Origin of the sequence: Mesorhizobium sp. M3A.F.Ca.ET.080.04.2.1, from assembly GCF_003952525.1 — a bacterium.
Classification (GTDB): Bacteria; Pseudomonadota; Alphaproteobacteria; order Rhizobiales; family Rhizobiaceae; genus Mesorhizobium.
The window spans coordinates 1,688,962-1,705,732 of sequence record NZ_CP034451.1; the positions used below are offsets into that span (position 1 = coordinate 1,688,962).

The 16,771-nt window shown below is 64.8% G+C and carries 17 protein-coding genes; 10 read left to right on the forward strand and 7 right to left on the reverse strand.

Translation table 11 applies throughout. The annotated features are described in order from the left end of the window. The 5 genes from EJ074_RS08345 to EJ074_RS08365 all read right to left on the reverse strand — a co-directional run bounded on the left by EJ074_RS08345 (nucleotide 1) and on the right by EJ074_RS08365 (nucleotide 5,893). Entirely contained in the window at nucleotides 1-2,598 is a 2,598-nt protein-coding gene (locus EJ074_RS08345; protein ID WP_129552976.1) for an AMP-binding protein, read from the reverse strand. Nucleotides 2,599-2,749: 151 nt separating this feature from the next. Beyond that, nucleotides 2,750-3,697 carry a cytochrome c gene (locus tag EJ074_RS08350; protein WP_129552977.1) on the reverse strand — a complete coding sequence of 316 codons (948 nt, stop codon included), beginning with the start codon at nucleotides 3,695-3,697 and terminating at the stop codon, nucleotides 2,750-2,752. 9 nt (nucleotides 3,698-3,706) lie between these two features. Continuing rightward, nucleotides 3,707-4,144 (reverse strand): cytochrome c, encoded by a 438-nt coding sequence (locus EJ074_RS08355; RefSeq protein WP_129552978.1) that lies wholly within the window; start codon nucleotides 4,142-4,144, stop codon nucleotides 3,707-3,709. A 160-nt stretch (nucleotides 4,145-4,304) separates the two neighbouring features. Then, a complete protein-coding gene (locus EJ074_RS08360) occupies nucleotides 4,305-4,907 on the reverse strand; it encodes a superoxide dismutase (protein WP_129552979.1) in 603 nt (200 codons plus the stop codon). Between the two features lie 107 nt (nucleotides 4,908-5,014). After that, nucleotides 5,015-5,893 carry a branched-chain amino acid aminotransferase gene (locus tag EJ074_RS08365; protein ID WP_129552980.1) on the reverse strand — a complete coding sequence of 293 codons (879 nt, stop codon included), beginning with the start codon at nucleotides 5,891-5,893 and terminating at the stop codon, nucleotides 5,015-5,017. A 152-nt stretch (nucleotides 5,894-6,045) separates the two neighbouring features. On the opposite strand from EJ074_RS08365, the gene EJ074_RS08370 reads away from it, so the two are divergent. Next, nucleotides 6,046-6,708 carry a haloacid dehalogenase type II gene (locus EJ074_RS08370; RefSeq protein WP_095805817.1) on the forward strand — a complete coding sequence of 221 codons (663 nt, stop codon included), beginning with the start codon at nucleotides 6,046-6,048 and terminating at the stop codon, nucleotides 6,706-6,708. A gap of 170 nt (nucleotides 6,709-6,878) precedes the next feature. Then, nucleotides 6,879-7,697, forward strand: coding sequence for a L,D-transpeptidase (locus EJ074_RS08375; RefSeq protein WP_095805650.1), 819 nt, complete (start codon nucleotides 6,879-6,881; stop codon nucleotides 7,695-7,697). A gap of 66 nt (nucleotides 7,698-7,763) precedes the next feature. Here EJ074_RS08375 and EJ074_RS08380 read toward each other — a convergent pair whose 3' ends face one another. Continuing rightward, nucleotides 7,764-9,275: a PLP-dependent aminotransferase family protein gene (locus EJ074_RS08380; protein WP_245454807.1), complete on the reverse strand. Its 1,512-nt coding sequence runs from the start codon at nucleotides 9,273-9,275 to the stop codon at nucleotides 7,764-7,766. Between EJ074_RS08380 and EJ074_RS08385 the strand changes: the two genes are divergently transcribed. From EJ074_RS08385 to EJ074_RS08420, 8 genes are all read left to right on the forward strand, one after another. After that, entirely contained in the window at nucleotides 9,274-9,897 is a 624-nt protein-coding gene (locus EJ074_RS08385) for an FMN-binding negative transcriptional regulator (RefSeq protein ID WP_129552981.1), read from the forward strand. The genes EJ074_RS08380 and EJ074_RS08385 overlap by 2 nt on opposite strands. Nucleotides 9,898-9,922: 25 nt before the next feature. Continuing rightward, entirely contained in the window at nucleotides 9,923-10,573 is a 651-nt protein-coding gene (locus tag EJ074_RS08390; RefSeq protein WP_129552982.1) for a LysE family translocator, read from the forward strand. Between the two features lie 430 nt (nucleotides 10,574-11,003). Beyond that, complete coding sequence (locus EJ074_RS08395; RefSeq protein ID WP_095805647.1) at nucleotides 11,004-11,546, forward strand: sigma-70 family RNA polymerase sigma factor; 543 nt, start codon at nucleotides 11,004-11,006, stop codon at nucleotides 11,544-11,546. Next, on the forward strand, nucleotides 11,543-12,385 hold the full coding sequence (locus EJ074_RS08400; protein ID WP_129552983.1) for an anti-sigma factor: 843 nt from the start codon (nucleotides 11,543-11,545) through the stop codon (nucleotides 12,383-12,385). Before EJ074_RS08395 ends, EJ074_RS08400 begins: the two co-directional genes overlap by 4 nt. Nucleotides 12,386-12,646: 261 nt before the next feature. Further along, a complete protein-coding gene (locus tag EJ074_RS08405) occupies nucleotides 12,647-12,865 on the forward strand; it encodes a DUF680 domain-containing protein (RefSeq protein ID WP_129552984.1) in 219 nt (72 codons plus the stop codon). Nucleotides 12,866-12,942: 77 nt separating this feature from the next. Continuing rightward, nucleotides 12,943-13,914, forward strand: coding sequence for an MBL fold metallo-hydrolase (locus EJ074_RS08410; protein ID WP_095805644.1), 972 nt, complete (start codon nucleotides 12,943-12,945; stop codon nucleotides 13,912-13,914). 31 nt (nucleotides 13,915-13,945) lie between these two features. Continuing rightward, nucleotides 13,946-14,407 (forward strand): tetratricopeptide repeat protein, encoded by a 462-nt coding sequence (locus tag EJ074_RS08415; RefSeq protein ID WP_129552985.1) that lies wholly within the window; start codon nucleotides 13,946-13,948, stop codon nucleotides 14,405-14,407. Nucleotides 14,408-14,558: 151 nt separating this feature from the next. Then, complete coding sequence (locus EJ074_RS08420) at nucleotides 14,559-15,059, forward strand: DoxX family protein (protein ID WP_129552986.1); 501 nt, start codon at nucleotides 14,559-14,561, stop codon at nucleotides 15,057-15,059. A 25-nt stretch (nucleotides 15,060-15,084) separates the two neighbouring features. Here EJ074_RS08420 and EJ074_RS08425 read toward each other — a convergent pair whose 3' ends face one another. Continuing rightward, entirely contained in the window at nucleotides 15,085-16,608 is a 1,524-nt protein-coding gene (locus EJ074_RS08425) for a helicase HerA-like C-terminal domain-containing protein (protein WP_129552987.1), read from the reverse strand. Nucleotides 16,609-16,771 lie beyond the last annotated feature (163 nt).

The following is a 16,771-nucleotide window of genomic DNA, read 5'->3' on the forward strand; positions in this document are numbered from 1 at the left end:
TCAGGCAGAGCGCAATTGCGGCTGGCGCCCCATGGCAGATCTGCCGCGCAGGGTTCGGATGCCTGCCAGGGCCTTGCTGGCGATGATCCCGATAGCGATGCCGCCCACAATCGCCAGCAGCTTGAACACCGGAGCCGGCAACAAGTCCGCGGCGGGCGCCATCAACTGCTCCGGCACGAAGCGGTGGAAGAGGTAGATCGGAAATGCCGCGACGGCGATCTGCGTGACCACTCGCGCCGCCCCGGCTGACAGGCGAACACGTGGCAGGTAAAGAAGGGCCAGAAGCGCTGCGAAGATCATCGCGTATTTGACCGTCGTGCCGAGCCAGACCGACTCCCAGAAAGCGAGGTAACCCAGCACTGCGGCGGCCAACGCGGTCACCACAAGTCTTCTTTCGAAAGTGTCGGCAAGCCCGGCACACCAACCGAAGACGGCCACGTGGAAGACCCAATGGATTGCAAATATCTGGCGGTTGCCCCAGTCGAAGAACAGCGGCACCGAAAAGCGCGCTGCAGCCGCAAACACCAGCAGGCCGAGCGAGAAAACGAAGAGCCGCGGCAAGGCGAGCTTGCGCACAGCCGGAATCGCGAAGATCAGGGCGAAGACCAGAAGTGTCTGCGCGTAGGCCTCGATGAACCAGTAAAGATAGGGGATCATCTCATGGCGCTCCGGTTCGGCATAGCCGAGGTTGCCGGTCAGCGTCACCGAGGCCCATGGGATCGCCCGCCACGCAACAGCATAAGCGGCGACAATGAGAAAATACGGGATCAGGACATCGATCGCGGGCCTCAGCGCCTGCCGAATCCGACCGGCGCGGAAATGGTCCGACTGGAAACGTGCCAGGCTGTAGCCGACGAGCAGCATCATGACGCCGGAGCCGCCGGGGATAGGCCATAGCGTCTCGTGATGCACGACCACGAGCAGGATCGCGATGACCCTCAGCACCAGATCGACGGGAATCTCGCTTGCCTGCCCATGCCTGAGAGGCCGCATCGTCCCCTTGCGACCAGCCAGTTCGGCGACGCTCAGGCGTTCCCAGCCGTCCGGCAGCTCCAGGCCGAGGCGTTCGAGTTCCAGCACCAGTTGCAGGAAGCGAAGCGAATCTCCGCCCAGCGACACAAAGCTGTCGTTGCGGCCGACGGCGAGCGGATAGAACACGCGGGCATAGGCGCCAAGCACGCCGCCCGTTTCGGATCGGATTTCCGCCCGCGCTTCCAGCCTCTCCCTGTCCAGGCAAGCATAATCGACCTTGCCCGAGGCAAGCCTGGGAAAGTCCTTGCGTGCCTCAACGCGAACCAGATTGGCCGGCAGGCGGCTGGCCTCGGCAAGAATGCGCTGTGCTCTGCCCCTCGAACCGGAGTCCGTCACATAGGCCTGCAGCCCCCGATCGTCGCCGAGCACCGCAGCGGCAATGCCCGCCCGCTCCAGCGCTTGCTCCATGATATCGAAGCCGATCCTGAGGCCGGCGATCTTGGCGAAGCGGCTCTTGCGCCCGACGATGCGGAAGAAGCCCCGCTCGTCCTGCATGGCAATGTCACCGGTGTTGAGCGCCCCGACCTCGGCGCCGCGCGCGAGGTCGCAGCGCCGCGTCGCGTAACCCATCATCACGTTCGGACCGCGATAGACGAGTTCTCCAGGAATGCCGGGCCCGTCGATGGGCTCTCCGTTAACATCGACGATGCCGAGGCTGCCGCCTGGGACCGCCACGCCGATCCGCTCTTCCCTATCGGAAAGGCTCTCCGGCGGGACGAAAGCGATGCGCGCCGTCGCCTCGGTCTGGCCATACATGACGAAGAAGCGGCCACCCCGGGCGCGCATATGGTCCCGGTAGAGGCGGATGAGATCGGGGCTGAGCGGGCCGCCGGCCACCGTCATCATGCGCAGCGCCTTGAGCTCGGCGTCGCGGAAACGCACCCGCTCCAGGAGTTCGAAGGAATAGGGCACGCCTGACAGATTCGTGCAGCCTGCGTCGGCGATCGTGCCGAGGAAATCGCCATCCATCACCGAGACGCCGGGAAATAGAATGCTGCCTCCGGCGATCAGGTGCGAATTGAGGACCGACAGTCCGTAGGAATAATGGAGCGGCAGCACGAGTGCGGCCCGATCCGCGGACGAGAGTTCCAGATAGGTCGCGATCGACCGCGCGTTGGCTTCAAGGTTGGCATAGGAAAGCCTGACTGCCTTGGCGGCGCCCGAACTGCCGGACGTCATCAGCAGCAGCGCGAGATCGGGGTGCAGCGGCTCGACCTTTCTCGCGGGCGAAGCTTCCTTGACCAGCCGCCAGCGGCCGCCGGCCGGCCGGTAGGTGAAATCCGGCTGGAAGGCCGATAGGAAATCCTCCCACTGCCTGTCGTCGCAAGGCGGCAACATGGCCACGGCATGGCCGGCCTGCAGGGCACCAAGATAGGCAGCGACCACATGTTCGGACGCTTCGGCCGAGATGGCCACGAGCTGCTTTTCTCCCTGTCCGAGTTGCGCGGCGAAGCGCCGCGCGAGACCGTCGAGCTCCGCATAGGAGAGCGTCCGTCCGCCGGCAACGAGAAGTGCGGCGCGCTGCCCGCCACGGGCGGCTGCGGACACGAGGTCAATCGAGGACATGGCAAGCTTCGGTCAGCCAGGAAAACTGGCCGAAGCGGCTATAATACATGAGTATCAATGTCAACTAATATGCCATCAGCAGCGATGCGGGAAGCGTTTGGCGTGGCTCAACGCACGCATCCTGGAGCGCGGCCGCGCACGCGCCATCCTGTCAGCTCGCCGGCTTGCGCGCCGGATAGCCGTTGGGGTGCGATGGGACGGCCTTGAGGTAGGCGGCGATCGCGGCGCGGTCGTCGGCCGTCAGCTGGGCCATGTTCCGCTGCACCTCGACCATGGCGCCGCCGACGGAATCGAAATCGGGCGTGAAGCCGGTCTCAAGATAGTTGGCGATGTCTGCCTCCGACCAGTCCTTGATGCCGCGTCCGGCTGGCGTGATGTTGGGCACGATGCCTGTGCCTTCAGCGGCCACGGCGCCTGCCAGCCACTCGGCCTTCTTCACGCCGCCGGCGAAATCGCGCGGCGTGTGGCATTCGCCGCAATGGCCGGGCCCCTCGACCAGGTAGCGGCCGGCGAGCACTTTGTCCGGCGTGCCTTGCGGCAGGGCGATCACCGGCTCAGGGCTGAGATAGAGCCGCTTCCACAGGCCGACGCCGCGACGGATGTTGAAGGGGAAGCCCAGCCTGTGGTCAGGCGCCTTGCCGGCGACGGCCGGCAGCGTCTTCATGAAGGCGTAGAGATCGGCGATATCGGCCGGCTTCATGCGTGCGTAGGAGGCATAGGGAAAGGCCGGGTAGAATTGCTCGCCGGAGGGCGAGACGCCCTTCAGCATGGCATTGGCGAAATCCTCTTCGCTCCAGGCGCCGATGCCGTCCTTGGGATCCTGCGAGATGTTGGGCGGCACGAAGATGCCGAAGGCAGTCTTGAGTTCGAGCCCGCCGGCGAGTTCGAGGCGGGCGTCACCCTTGGATCCCGGTTTGGCATGACAGGAGGTGCAGCCGCCCGCATAGAAGATGCGCTTGCCCCGGGCGGCGTCGCCCGGCGCAAGCTGAGCGAGGGCCGCGGCGTCGAGCCTGACCGGCGCCGAGAGAACCCAGCCGGCGCCAGCACCGACGCCGCCCAGCACGATGGCGGCGCCGACAAGTTTCTTCAGCCAGGCCATGGCCGGCGATCAGCCCTTCTTGATCCTGTAGTTCTGGTGGCAGTTGCCGCAGTCGCCGCCGATGGTATTGAGTTGCGTCTTCAGCGCATCGACATCGGCCGGCGGCGAAGCGACAGCGGCCTTGAGATCTGCCAGGAGCTTGTCCTCGGCCGAGTTGAAGCCCGCCATATCCTGCCAGATCTTCGGCGCGGCGGTGGTGTCGCCCTTGTCGCTGCCGGCCGGGAACAGCTTCTCGGCATCGAACTTCTCGGCGTTGGCCTGCAGAGCCTTCAGCGTCGTCAGCACTGCGCCCGCATCGAAATCGTCCTCGCCCTTGACCACCTTCGACAACTGGCCGGCGAGCTTGCCGCGCTCCTTCATCAGGGCCTGGCGATCCTGGATCGGATCGGCAAAGGCGGCCGAACCGGCAACAGCGAGCATAGAGATGGCGAGGACTAGCTTTCTCATTAATGGCTCCACGGGAAGAATTTTCAGGACTAAGCGTTAACGGGCGTCGCGGCGGGATTATTCCTCGGCGGCGCAACGGTTTTGTCGATGAGGTCGGTTGGCCCTCCTGCATCGGCGCAAAGAAAAGCCCCGGCATGCCGGGGCTTTTCCGTCGATTTGGTCAGCCTTTCGCCTTCTCGTAAAGCTCCAGGACGTAGTCCCAGTTGATGAGGCTGTCGACGAAGGCTTCGAGATATTTCGGCCGCGCGTTGCGGTAGTCGATGTAATAGGAGTGCTCCCACACGTCGACGCCGAGAATCGGCGATGCGCCGTGAACCAGCGGGTTCTCGCCGTTCGGCGTCTTGGAGATGGCGAGCTTGCCGTCCTTGACGGAGAGCCAGGCCCAGCCGGAGCCGAACTGGGTGGTGCCGGCGGCGACGAAGTCCGCCTTGAACTTGTCGTAGCCGCCGAGATCGCTGTCGATGGCCTTCTGCAAAGCGCCAGGCAGCTTGTTGCCGCCGCCGCCCTTCTTCATCCATTTCCAGAAATGGATGTGGTTGTAGTGCTGGGCGGCATTGTTGAAGAGTCCGGCATTCTTGCCGAAGGACTGCTTGACGACCTCCTCGACCGAGAGGTCGCCCATTCCAGCCTCGGCGGCCAGCTTGTTGCCGTTGTCGACATAGGCCTTGTGGTGCTTGTCGTGGTGATACTCCAGCGTCTCCTTCGACATATAAGGCTGCAGAGCCTCGTAGTCGTAAGGCAAAGCGGGCAACTCAAAAGCCATGGATGGTACTCCCTCAGGAAAAAGTCCGGTGAAACTACCGGACTAAGATAGGACTGGAATGGGCTGGGGCAACTCCGGAACGAAGCGCCGGGCGCCTTTTTAGCCGCTCAGGCGGCGGAAGTCGAATGCGCCCAGTCCCAATAGAGATCGCGCGCCTTCTTGGCCACCGGCCCGGGCTGCAGATTGCGGTCCTCGATGCGCGTGATAGGCACGACCTTGGAATGGTTGCCGGTCGAAAAGATCTCGTCCGCCTCGAGAAAATCGCGGATCGACAGCGCCTTCTCCGTGGTCCTGAAGCCGTAGTCGCCGAGCAGGTTGATCGTGCGCGAGCGCGTGATGCCGGACAGGAAGGTGCCGTTCGCCGCCGGCGTCATCACATGCCCGTCCTTGACCAGGAAGATATTGGAGGTGCCGGTCTCGGCGACGTTGCCGAGCATGTCCAGCACCAGCGCATTGTCGAAGCCGCGCATCTTGGCCTCGAGGATTGCGCGGCCATTGTTGGGGTAAAGGCATCCGGCCTTGGCGTTGGTCGGCATGGTCTCGATGGTCGGCCGCCGGAACGGCGAGATGCCGATCGAAAAGCCGGAAGGCGGGATCATCGGCGATTCGTAGAGGCAAAGGCAGAAACGGGTGGAGGACGGATCGGCCGGCAGGCCCATGTAGCCGCCATGCTCGGCCCAGTACATCGGCCGGATGTAAACCGCCGTCTTGCCGTCGAATTTCTTCAGCCCGTCCCAGGTCAGGCCGACGATCTTATCGGCGCTCATGGAGGGCTTCAGGCCGAGCGCGATTGCCGAAGCATTGACGCGCGCGGCATGGCAATCGAGATCGGGCGCCACGCCCTCGAACCAGCGGGCACCGTCGAACACGCTGGTTCCGAGCCACATGGCGTGGCTGCGCGGTCCGAGGATGGCGACATTGCCTTCGTACCAGTCGCCGTCCACATAAGTCCATGTCGCGGATTGCGCCGCTGCTGCCAGTGTCATCGCTCGCTTCCGTGTGGTTGATTTTCGGGGCGCCATTGGAAGATGCCTGGCGGCTGGCGTCAACCGACATCGGCGAAATTGATTGAGGCCAGAGGCACTTGCAGCGCAATCAGTGCTTGCGCACGGCGCCGCCACGCCGCAAAACAGCGATCATGCATCATGCAGCCTATGTTTTCGACGCCTATGGCACGCTGTTCGACGTGCACGCCGCCGTTCGCCGCCATGCCGGCGAGATCGGACCGGACGGACAATTGCTGTCCGATATCTGGCGCGCCAAGCAGCTCGAATATTCCTGGGTCAGGACGCTGATGGGCGCCTATGCCGATTTCTGGCAGCTGACCGAGCAGGCTCTCGATTTTGCCTTCCGCAAGGTTCCCTCGGCCGATCCCGCGCTGAAGACGAAGCTTCTGGAGGCCTATTGGCGGCTGGACTGCTATCCGGAAGTGCCCGCCGTTCTCAAGGCGCTCAAGGCCTCGGGGGCCAAGCTCGCGATCCTGTCCAACGGCTCGCCGGAAATGCTGCAGGCGGCAGTGAAATCCGCTGCGCTCGACCAGATCCTGGACGACGTCTTCTCTGTCGACCAGATCAAGCGTTTCAAGACCGACCCGTCGGTCTACGACATGGTGGTCACCGGATGGCGGCTCTATCCGGGAGCGGTGTCGTTCCAATCCTCCAACCGCTGGGATATTGCGGGTGCCGCCAAATTCGGCTTCCGCACGGTGTGGATCAATCGCGCCGACCAGCCGGATGAATATCGCGACCTCCCGCCGGGGCTGATCCTGCCCTCGCTCGAAGGTCTTCTGGCAGGCGCCTGACCATGCTGTTGCTGGAGCGCAACAGAGGCATCGCGGTCACAGCTTCGCCTTTGTTTGTCCACCCTGAGGCCAGAATTGGAACCGCCTATCGCCGCCGACTGTTATGGAGCTGCCGCGGCCAGCCTGCGGGTGCATGCTTCTTGCGAACTAAGTCCCTGGAAAAGGCAACCATGTCAGACCCCTTCCGCCTCAGCCGCCGCGGCTTCCTCAATTTCACTGCCCTTGGCGCTGCGTCTGTCGCGGTCTCCGCCTGTTCCACCACCGGTCCCGGGCGGCAGCCGGTGCAGCCGCCACCCCCCGCCTACGAGGAGCCGCCGCTCGGCGATTACGAGACCATGTACGGGCCGATGTCCGACTCCGGCTTCGAACTGCCCGCCATCCCGATCAAGAAGATCGACCGCAGGTTCCTGCGCCAGATCGTTCCCGATCCGACCGGCCAGCGACCGGGCACGATCGTCGTCGATACCACCAATCATTTCCTCTATTTGGTCCGGGAAGGCGGCCAGGCGATCCGCTACGGCGTTGGCCTTGGCCGCGCCGGCTTCGAATGGTCGGGCGACGCCGTCGTCCAGTGGAAGCAGAAATGGCCGAAATGGACGCCCCCGGACGAGATGGTCGCCCGCCAGCCGGAACTGCAGGACTACAGCGCCAAGAACGGCGGCATGCCGGGCGGGCTGAAGAACCCGCTGGGAGCCCGTGCGCTCTACCTGTTCCAGGGCAACCAAGACACCCTCTATCGCCTGCATGGCTCGCCCGAATGGTGGTCGATCGGCAAGTCGGTCTCGTCGGGCTGCGTGCGGCTGATGAACCAGGACATCATCGATCTCTACAATCGCGTGCCGAACAAGACGCCGGTGGTCGTAACTGCCAGTGTCGGCGAGCCGATGGCCGACATGCCTGACCGCCGGGCCATTCCGATCGACAACGGCGTGCCGGACGACTCTGTCCTGCTGGGGCCGGTGCCGCAGGAGAGCGACGAGATCTTTTGAGCCCCTAAAGCGCGCGCTGATCAGGCGCTGCGCTTTTAGCCATTTTGGGCGACGGGCATGAGTTCGTCAGCGGTGCTTGGCGAGGATGTCCGCCAACACCGCAACGCCGCGCCGCAACGCTTCCGCGTCGAGACCCGCATATCCCATGATGAAGCCCGCCGTCTCGGGCCGCGGCTCGGTCGGATCATAGAGCGGCGATACCGGATAGAGCCCGATCCCGGCAGCACGTGCGTCGGCCATGATCGCTGGCTCGCCTGCGGAATCGATGCCGTTCATCCAGGCCACGACGTGCAGGCCTGTGTCGGCTCCGGCGACCGTAACACCCGCACCAAGATGATCGGTCAGAGCCTGCAGCAGGACCGCCCTTCGCTCGGCGTTCTTCCTGCGGATGCTGCGGACGTGGCGCTCATAGGCGCCACTCGCCAGAAGGTCGGCCAACACGTCCTGTTCCAGCATCGGCGCATGCCGGTCGGTCAGACGCTTCGCCTCGGGGAACGCCCGGGCCAGGCTTGCCGGGACGACGAGATAGCCGAGCCGCAGAGTGGGCGAAAGCGTCTTCGACAGCGTGCCGACATAGATGACTGCGTCGGCGTCGAGCGTCTGCAGCGGCGGGATCGGGGAAATGTCGTGACGGTATTCGCCATCATAGTCGTCTTCGACGATGTAGGCGCCCGTTGCCTTTGCCCAGGCCAGGAGGGAACGCCGTCGCGTCGCCGACAGCACGCCGCCGATCGGGAACTGGTGCGAAGGGGTCACATAGGCCAGGCGGGCCGGCGGCAAGGCATCCGTCCTTAGCCCGTCGCCGTCCACCGGAACGGGAACAGCGCAGCCACCCGCCGCCACGAAGGCATTTCGGGCCAGCAGATAGCCTGGGTTCTCAATCGCGAACGAATCGCCGGGATCGAGCAGCAGCCGCGCGCAAAGGTCGAGCCCTTGCTGCGAGCCGTTGACGACGACGATCCTGTCCGGCGTGCAACTGATGCCGCGGGCTCGCCAGAGGTAGCCCTGCAGCGCGTTGCGCAGAACGGCGGATCCCCGCGGATCACCGTAGCGCAGCCGCGCACCGCGCCGGAGAATGGCCTTGTTCGACGCCCGCCGCCAGGCCAGCACCGGGAAGTCCGCTCCGGACAGGTCGCCATAGCGGAAATCCGCAACTCTGGCCGGCTGCTGTTCGGCCGGCGCAGGCAAGGCCAGCAGTCGGCGCGCGAATGCCGAGACGTTGCGGGGTTGGGCGGCCGCGGCGGGCGCTTCCACCGACGACGGCATCTCCAGTCCCGGAGCCACGATCGCTCGCGCTCCATGCCGGACGATCAGGTAGCCTTCGGCGGCGAGCTGGCCATAGGCTGCCGTCACCGTGGTTCGGGACGCGCCCCATTCGGCCGCAAAAGCCCGTGTCGACGGCAGCCGGTCGCCGGGCCGGTAGCCGCCGCCGTGGATCTGCTGCTTGATCGCCGCGATGATACGCCGCGCGACACCGCCGTCCTGCTGCAACTGGACCACCGAAATCCTTCGAAACTGGATATTTTCAGCAAGCCAGCCTTCGGGCATCTTCACTGGCAATGCAAGGAGTTTCGTCATGTACACACCGCCTGCCTTCCGCGACGACGACAGCGAGAGCCTCAGGACGACGATCCGCGCGGCGCGGCTGGCGACGCTGGTCACCGCCACGGCGGACGGGCCGCTGGCGACGCCATTGCCGCTTTTGCTCGCCGAGAAGGAGGGTGAACAAGGCACGATCTACGGCCATGTCGCGAAGGCAAATCCACAATGGCGCGTTCCGCCGCTTGGCGACGGCCTGGCAATTTTCATGGGGCAGGACGCCTATGTGACGCCGGCGTGGTACCAGACCAAGCAGGAAACCGGAAAGGTGGTGCCGACCTGGAACTATGTCGCCGTCCACGCTTACGGCCCGATCGAATTCTTCGAGGATGTCGACAGGCTGCTCGACATCGTCACCCGCCTGACCGATCTGCATGAGAGCGGGCGCGCCTCGCCGTGGGCCGTATCGGATGCGCCGGCGGATTTCATTCAGTCGCAGTTGCGCGGGATTGTCGGGCTGCGCATGCCGATCACCAGGCTGGAAGGCAAGCGCAAGATGAGCCAGAACCGCAACGCGGCCGATCGCGCCGGCGTCCTCGCGGGCCTGGCAGCGAGCGACCGGCCTTCGGACCGTGAGGTCGCGCCACTGATCCCAGTATGAACGCCGGGTCCCAAGCGAATCTATCATGCCGCATCTGACCCAGTTCGCCTTGTATTTCGCGGCCGCGCTCCTGCTCGCCGTCACGCCTGGCCCGGGTGTTTTCTACGTCGCCGCGCGCACGCTCGCCGGAGGACGCGCGGAAGGCATTGCCTCCAGTTTCGGCACTGGGCTCGGCGGCATGGTCCACGTGCTGGCCGGCAGCCTTGGTGTTTCCGCGATCGTGCTGGCAAGCGCGGAGCTGTTCACGGCGCTGAAGCTGATGGGTGCCGTCTACCTCGTCTGGCTCGGCTTCCGCACCTTCCAGTCCGCCCGCCAGGAGGCGAAAACAGCGCTTGACGGCGGCGCGCCGACGCCGGCGGTCGGCGCGCGGCGGGCGTTTCGCGAAGGGGTGCTGGTCGAAGCGCTGAACCCGAAGACGGCCGCCTTCTTCCTGGCCTTCATTCCGCAATTCGTGAGTCTGGAGGCAGGCCGCGTTGCGTTGCAGTTCATGCTTCTCGGCTTTATCTCGGTAACGCTCAACACCCTTGTCGACGTGGTGGTCGCTTTTGTGGCGAGCCGCGTCCGGGAAGGCGCGGCCGGACGCTCCGGCGTCATCCGACGGCTGCGCGAGGCTTCCGGCGGCGCGATGATCGCACTCGGCGTCGGCCTTGCGATCGCCAGGCGCCCCGCTCTTTGATTGCCACCACCGCAGAAATGAATACCGAGGTTCCCCTCCCTCCTGGCCAACCAAACGGCCGGTCTTGCTGAGGCCTATTGCCTCAAAAAAATTTTTGCTGCCTTCGGGAATAAATCGCCATCAGCCTCGGTCTTCTGTTGTCGAGGACCTGCCGGTCGAGGTCGAAGGAACGTCACGTTGCCAGGTCGCCATGTCATAGGGCTGATGAGGCGTCCGCGCGCACCCGGCCGCGCGACCGCCATATTCCAGCTGGGTTCTCGTGAGCGCATCGGCATGGATGCATTGTTCTGGTCCAGTGCGATTGACATTGATGAGACATGTGCCTTCACATTCCTCGCCGCTGGCGACCAGGCGCGTTCCTGGCGGGTACGCTCGCGAGGCAGAACCGCCCTATGAGCATTCGGCGCGAGGCGCTCATGACGGTGCAGCAATGCTGAACAATGATGCGCGGGCCGCTCGTTTCAGCGAGGTCGTGATCCCGCATCTTTCCGACGCGCTTGCACTTGCCCGCTGGCTGACGGGTAACGGCACGGACGCCGAGGATGTGGTGCAGGACGCTTGCATGAAAGCCCATGCCAGCATTGCCACCTTTGCCGGCGGCAATGCTCGCGCCTGGCTCCTGACGATCGTGCGCAATTCATCCTATACGTGGCTGGCACGCAATCGTCCCCACAGCATCGTCTCAGTCGGCGACCTCGGCGATCTTGACGAGGTGAGCGCCGCGCACGCCACCGATGTAGCTGACAGTCAAAGCCCGGAGGCGAGTCTGATCGCCAAGGCCGATACGGCGGCCCTGGAAGCGGCAATCGCCGCCTTGCCGCAGCCATTCCGCGAGACACTCGTTCTGCGTGATATCAATGGCCTCGCCTACCGGGACGTGGCAGCCGTGCTCGGTGTGCCGATCGGAACGGTCATGTCGCGGCTGGCACGAGCACGCAGCCTGCTGATCTCTGACCTTGGGAGGGCGCAATGAGCACCCACAATGACGGATTGCCCGAGGATGCCGCCGGAATGAAGCTGATGCTGAACGCACTAGTCGATGGCGAGCTTGATGCAGCTTCGGCGATGGCTGTCGAGCGACGCATCGCCGCCGATCCAACTCTGGCTGCCGAGCATGCCCGCATCGTTGCCGTGCGGGGAGCGGTTGGCGGCCTCGCAAAACCGGTCGTCAGCGAGGGATTCAACGCCCGCATCGCGGCCATCGGCGCGGGGAGCAATGTGCACGCGTTGCGGCCACAGGCCGCGCAGACACGGCAGAAAGCCTCTCGACCGAGCTGGTCAAGACGCGGCTTCGGCTCATTCGATTGGCGAGCCATGGCTGCCTCGATCATGGTCAGCGCGGTGCTGGCCAGCGGCGCCACACAGTGGGCAATGCAGCGCGGTGCGCCCGACAGCTTCGCCGCCGGGGTAGCCAGCGGCCATCGGCGCAGCCTCTTGGCGGAAAGCCCCGTGGATGTCGTCTCGTCGGACCGGCACACGGTGAAGCCCTGGCTGGACGCGAGGCTTGGCGTTTCCCCACCCGCGCCGGACCTCGCGAAGGATGGATTTGCGCTTGTCGGCGGTAGAGTAGAGGTCATCGACGGCCGGCCGGTGCCGGCGCTCGTCTACCGCCACCGCGAGCATCTGATCACCGTGGCCACCGAGCCGCAAAGTGGGGGCACGGCAACAAGCCCGGTCGACCTTTCGGCCGGTGGCTTCTCGCTGGTGCAATGGAGCGACGGCGCGTTCTCGTATTGGGCGATCTCCGACATGGAACGGCCAGAGCTCGACGCGTTCGCGGCCCGCTTTCGCGCTGCGGTCGCCGGCAGCTGACTTTATCCCACCAGCCAGGCAGCGGACGTCGGAGCAGCCCTCAAGCCGCGAAGCGTGTCTGCCATGCCGCGCGCGGAGGTCCGGCTGCCCCGGCCCTGCGCCGATCGAGGCCCAATACGGCCATCGGTACCCCCGAATTCCGCCAGTCCAAAATATTTTTCGCAGCATCCCGGGAATAAGCGACGGCCGGACCGGGTCTTGCTGTGTAGCGCGGCCATCCTCCCAAGGCCCGCATCAACCCAACCCGGAAGGATTACGACTATGAAGAGAACCGTCTTCACCCTTGCCGCCATCATCTTCGCCACCGGCAGCGCCCTTGCCGGCAGCGATCACTATGACGCCAACAACGCCCAGCCGGTTGCGGCGGTCGATACCACCCGTACAGGTTCCCTCGCGAAGCCTGAAATTGCCCGCCACCGCCCGACGACGGCGGTCAAGCCTGCTCCGGAAGAGCCCGGTCAGGGCATTTGGGGCCGCTAGGCCCGGGGGACCCGGCAAGACGGGCCCTTCGCCATCTCTCGCACCCATGAATTTGTAGACACTAGAGGAGACTTCCGATGTTCAACATGACACGCCGCATGGTGCTTGGATCCGCGGCGGCCGCGGCCGCCTTCGGCATCGCCGGCAAACTGGAATTCGCACCCGCCGCCATCGCAGAAACCCCGGTCGAGCCGCTGGTCGGCTTCTACAAATACAAGGTCGGCTCCCTCGAGGTCACCGCCATCTATGACGGCATCTGGCGCAAGCCGCACGATCCGGCCTTCATCAAGGACGTCTCGGTCGACGAGACCAAGGCGGCGCTTGCCAAGGCCGGGCTGACCACCGAATTCATGCCGATCCCGCTCACCGTGGTCGTTCTGCAGATGAAGGGCCGCACGATCATGATGGATGCCGGCTCCGGCGTCGGCCAGTGGCAAGCCAACGCCACGCATCTGCCGGCCAACATGAAGGCCGCGGGCATCGACTACAAGGCGATCGACACCATCATGATCTCGCATTTCCACCCTGACCACGTCTGGGGCCTGATGGAGAAGAGCACCAGCGGGCCGGTGTTCCCGAATGCCGAGCTGATCGTCAACGCCGCCGAATACAACTGGTGGACCGATCCGAGCCGGCTGGCCAAGCTGCCCGAGGGGCGCAAGCCGGCGGGCAAACGCATCGCCGAGAACTTCCCGAAATGGAAGAACTGGAAGCTCGTCGAGGACGGCACGGAAGTGGTGCCCGGCATCCGCATCATGGCGGCGCCCGGCCACACGCCTGGCCACTCGGTCTACCATGTCGACGCCGGCGCCGAGCAGTTCCTCGTCTCGGCCGACACCATGTACGTGCCGGCGCTGCTCGCACCGCATCCCGAATGGCAGGGCGCTTACGACCAGGACGGGCCGATGGCGATCTCCACGCGCCACAAGATCATGGACCAGGTGATTGCCGACAAGCTTCGCATCTGCGGCTCGCACTTCCCGTTCCCTGGCACCGGCAGCTTCGTCAAGGACGGCAACGCCTATGCCTTCACCCCGACCCGGATCTGAACCAGATCACGAACAGAAAGCGACAACTCCAATGAAACATCCACTTTTCGCGGTACTCGGCACCATAGCGGTGCTGACCGCGGCCCCGATCGCCATCACTGTGCCGGCCTTTGCCGTCGACGACATCGAAGGCGCCGATGCGCCTGACCTGACGGCGGTGAAGGCCAAGATCGAGGCCAAGGACTACATGGGCGCTTTGGCCGATCTCCGCGACCTGGCACAGGACACCCAGCAAGCCGACGTCTACAATCTCCTCGGCTTCACGCTGCGCAAGACCGGCGATTACCAGAGCTCGCTCACCTACTACACCAAGGCGCTGGAGCTTAAGCCCGACCACAAGGCGGCCCGCGAATATCTGGGCGAGCTCTATGTCGAGACCGGCGACTTTGCCAAGGCCGACGAGCAGCTGGCTTCGCTGCAGAAGCTCTGCCCGGCCGGCTGCGAGGAACTGTCCGACCTCAAGCATGCCATCGACACCAAAGTGACCAAATAGGGTGGGTGACCAAATAGGGCGCCGGCGGGCGCCCTGCAGCGGAGCCGGCGTTATCCTCCCTCGCGTCGGTTCCGCTCGACATCAAACGCGTTCGGCGCGTCTTGCGCATTCGGCGAGACGCGCGCGTTTTTTCGAAAGATTGGAAGCCACCATGACATCGACCAAACTTGCCGAGAACTCCTACGCGAAGGACGTCATCCTGCTTGTCGGGCGGCTTCTGCTGGCCCTGATCTTCGTGCATGAGGGTCTGCAGCTTGCGACCCATTTCGAGGGCGCCGAGAAGGCCATGGCCGCGCTCGGCGTCGGCGCGCCGCTGCTGCTGGCCACGATTGCCCTGCAACTCGGCGCCGGCCTGTCGGTGGCGGTGGGAATCCTGACGCGACTCGGCGCCATCGGGCTCGGCCTGTTCTGCCTGACGACGGCGAGCCTCTTCCACACCAACTTCGCCAGCCAAAACGAACTCCTGCATTTCGAGAAGGACCTCGCCATCGCCGGCGGCCTGTTCGTCCTCGCGCTCAGCGGCGCAGGCACAATATCCTTGGACACGCTCTTGAAGGGCCTTCTGGACACGGCACGCGGGATGGATACGTCGAACAGGTCGTCGCAGAGCGATCGGCAATCGTCGGTGGGTGAAACCAAACTCCCCTTTTAGTTGGACGCTTCCAACGGGATGCCGTTTAGCGCCCTCGCGCCAGGCTGCCGAGGATGCCGCGCACGATGGCGCGGCCGACGGAGGAGCCGACCGAGCGCACCACCGATTTGATCGCGGCCTCGGCCACAGTCTGGCGGTTGGAGCTGCGCCTGCCGCCCGTTCCAAGCACATCGTCCAAGCCCGGAATACCCCAGCGCGAGCGTCCGCTGTCGGCCTGCTGCGCCTCAGCCTCGGCGTCCTGCGCCTCCTTGGCCTTCTTCTGCAGGATCTCGAAAGCCGATTCGCGATCGACCATCTGGTCGTACTGGCCGGCGACCGGGCTCTCGGCGATCAGCTTGCGCCGCTCGTCCGGGGAGATCGGGCCGAGCCGTGAGGAGGGCGGCCGGATCAGCGTGCGCTGGACCATCGCCGGCACGCCCTTGTCTTCCAGCATCGAGACCAGCGCCTCGCCGGTGGCGAGCTGGGTGATCGCGGTGGCGCAGTCGAAATCGGGATTGGGCCGGAAGGTGTCGGCCGCGGTCCGCACCGCCTGCTGTTCGCGCGGCGTATAGGCGCGCAGCGCATGTTGGACGCGGTTGCCGAGCTGAGCCAGCACTTTCTCCGGAATATCCAGCGGGTTCTGGGTGACGAAATAGACGCCAACGCCCTTGGAGCGGATAAGCCGCACCACCTGCTCGACACGGTCTACCAGCACCTTCGGCGCGTCTTCGAACAGGAGATGCGCCTCATCGAAGAAGAAGACCAGCTTCGGCCGCTCGACATCGCCGACCTCGGGCAATTCCTCGAACAGTTCGGACATCAGCCAGAGCAGGAAAGTGGCGTAGAGCCTGGGATTCATCATCAGCTTGTCGGCGGCGAGCACGCTGACGGCGCCGCGGCCGTCGCGGGTGGTGCGCATGATGTCGGCGATGCGCAGCGCCGGCTCGCCGAAGAAGTTCGCGGCGCCCTGCTGCTCCAGCACCAGCAGCGTGCGCTGGATGGCGCCGACGGAAGGCTTGGTGACATTGCCGTAGCGGGCGCTGATCTCGTCGGCGCGCTCGGCGATGTTGGCCAGCAGCGCCTGCAGGTCCTTGAGGTCGAGCAGCAGCAGCCCCTCTTCGTCGGCGATGCGGAAGGCGATGTTCATGACGCCTTCCTGCGCTTCCGTGAGACTCATCAGCCGCGAGAGCAGCAGCGGCCCCATTTCCGACACGGTGGCGCGGATCGGGTGACCCTGCTCGCCGAACAGGTCCCAGAAGATGACCGGGAATTCCTGGAAACGGTAGGGATCGAGCTTCACCTGCTCGGCGCGCTTGACCAGGAAATCCTTGCCCTCGCCCATCATGGCGATGCCGGAAAGATCACCCTTGATGTCGGCGCAGAAGACCGGGACGCCGGCGTTCGAAAAGCCCTCGGCGAGCACCTGCAGGCTGACCGTCTTGCCGGTGCCGGTGGCGCCGGTGATCAGGCCATGGCGATTGCCGTAGCGCAGCAGGAGCTGCTCGGCGCGCTGGTAAGAATCGTCGGGCTTGCGGCTGGCGCCGATGAAGATGCTGGTGTCGTCAACCATAGGTGCGGTCTCCGCAAATCCGTTTCGTCAAATCGCTCAGCCTCATCCGAGGTATAGTAACGGTATCCCCGAGCCACAATGCCCGCCAGCGAATTTGGTCCGCCAATGAAGCTTGCGGATTGCGAGCATGTTTGGCAATCGCTTAGTGCCGCGACCGGACGGA

Bases quoted from the DNA above. Each gene is read 5' to 3' on its own strand.
- EJ074_RS08395 (WP_095805647.1), top strand. From the start codon at position 11,004: ATGCTGAACAATGATGCGCGGGCCGCTCGTTTCAGCGAGGTCGTGATC.
- EJ074_RS08385 (WP_129552981.1), top strand. From the start codon at position 9,274: ATGTACACACCGCCTGCCTTCCGCGACGACGACAGCGAGAGCCTCAGG.
- EJ074_RS08350 (WP_129552977.1), bottom strand. From the start codon at position 3,697: ATGGCCTGGCTGAAGAAACTTGTCGGCGCCGCCATCGTGCTGGGCGGC.
- EJ074_RS08400 (WP_129552983.1), top strand. From the start codon at position 11,543: ATGAGCACCCACAATGACGGATTGCCCGAGGATGCCGCCGGAATGAAG.
- EJ074_RS08365 (WP_129552980.1), bottom strand. From the start codon at position 5,893: ATGACACTGGCAGCAGCGGCGCAATCCGCGACATGGACTTATGTGGAC.
- EJ074_RS08375 (WP_095805650.1), top strand. From the start codon at position 6,879: ATGTCAGACCCCTTCCGCCTCAGCCGCCGCGGCTTCCTCAATTTCACT.
- EJ074_RS08345 (WP_129552976.1), bottom strand. From the start codon at position 2,598: ATGTCCTCGATTGACCTCGTGTCCGCAGCCGCCCGTGGCGGGCAGCGC.
- EJ074_RS08420 (WP_129552986.1), top strand. From the start codon at position 14,559: ATGACATCGACCAAACTTGCCGAGAACTCCTACGCGAAGGACGTCATC.
- EJ074_RS08355 (WP_129552978.1), bottom strand. From the start codon at position 4,144: ATGAGAAAGCTAGTCCTCGCCATCTCTATGCTCGCTGTTGCCGGTTCG.
- EJ074_RS08390 (WP_129552982.1), top strand. From the start codon at position 9,923: ATGCCGCATCTGACCCAGTTCGCCTTGTATTTCGCGGCCGCGCTCCTG.
- EJ074_RS08370 (WP_095805817.1), top strand. From the start codon at position 6,046: ATGCATCATGCAGCCTATGTTTTCGACGCCTATGGCACGCTGTTCGAC.
- EJ074_RS08405 (WP_129552984.1), top strand. From the start codon at position 12,647: ATGAAGAGAACCGTCTTCACCCTTGCCGCCATCATCTTCGCCACCGGC.
- EJ074_RS08425 (WP_129552987.1), bottom strand. From the start codon at position 16,608: ATGGTTGACGACACCAGCATCTTCATCGGCGCCAGCCGCAAGCCCGAC.
- EJ074_RS08360 (WP_129552979.1), bottom strand. From the start codon at position 4,907: ATGGCTTTTGAGTTGCCCGCTTTGCCTTACGACTACGAGGCTCTGCAG.
- EJ074_RS08380 (WP_245454807.1), bottom strand. From the start codon at position 9,275: ATGACGAAACTCCTTGCATTGCCAGTGAAGATGCCCGAAGGCTGGCTT.
- EJ074_RS08415 (WP_129552985.1), top strand. From the start codon at position 13,946: ATGAAACATCCACTTTTCGCGGTACTCGGCACCATAGCGGTGCTGACC.
- EJ074_RS08410 (WP_095805644.1), top strand. From the start codon at position 12,943: ATGTTCAACATGACACGCCGCATGGTGCTTGGATCCGCGGCGGCCGCG.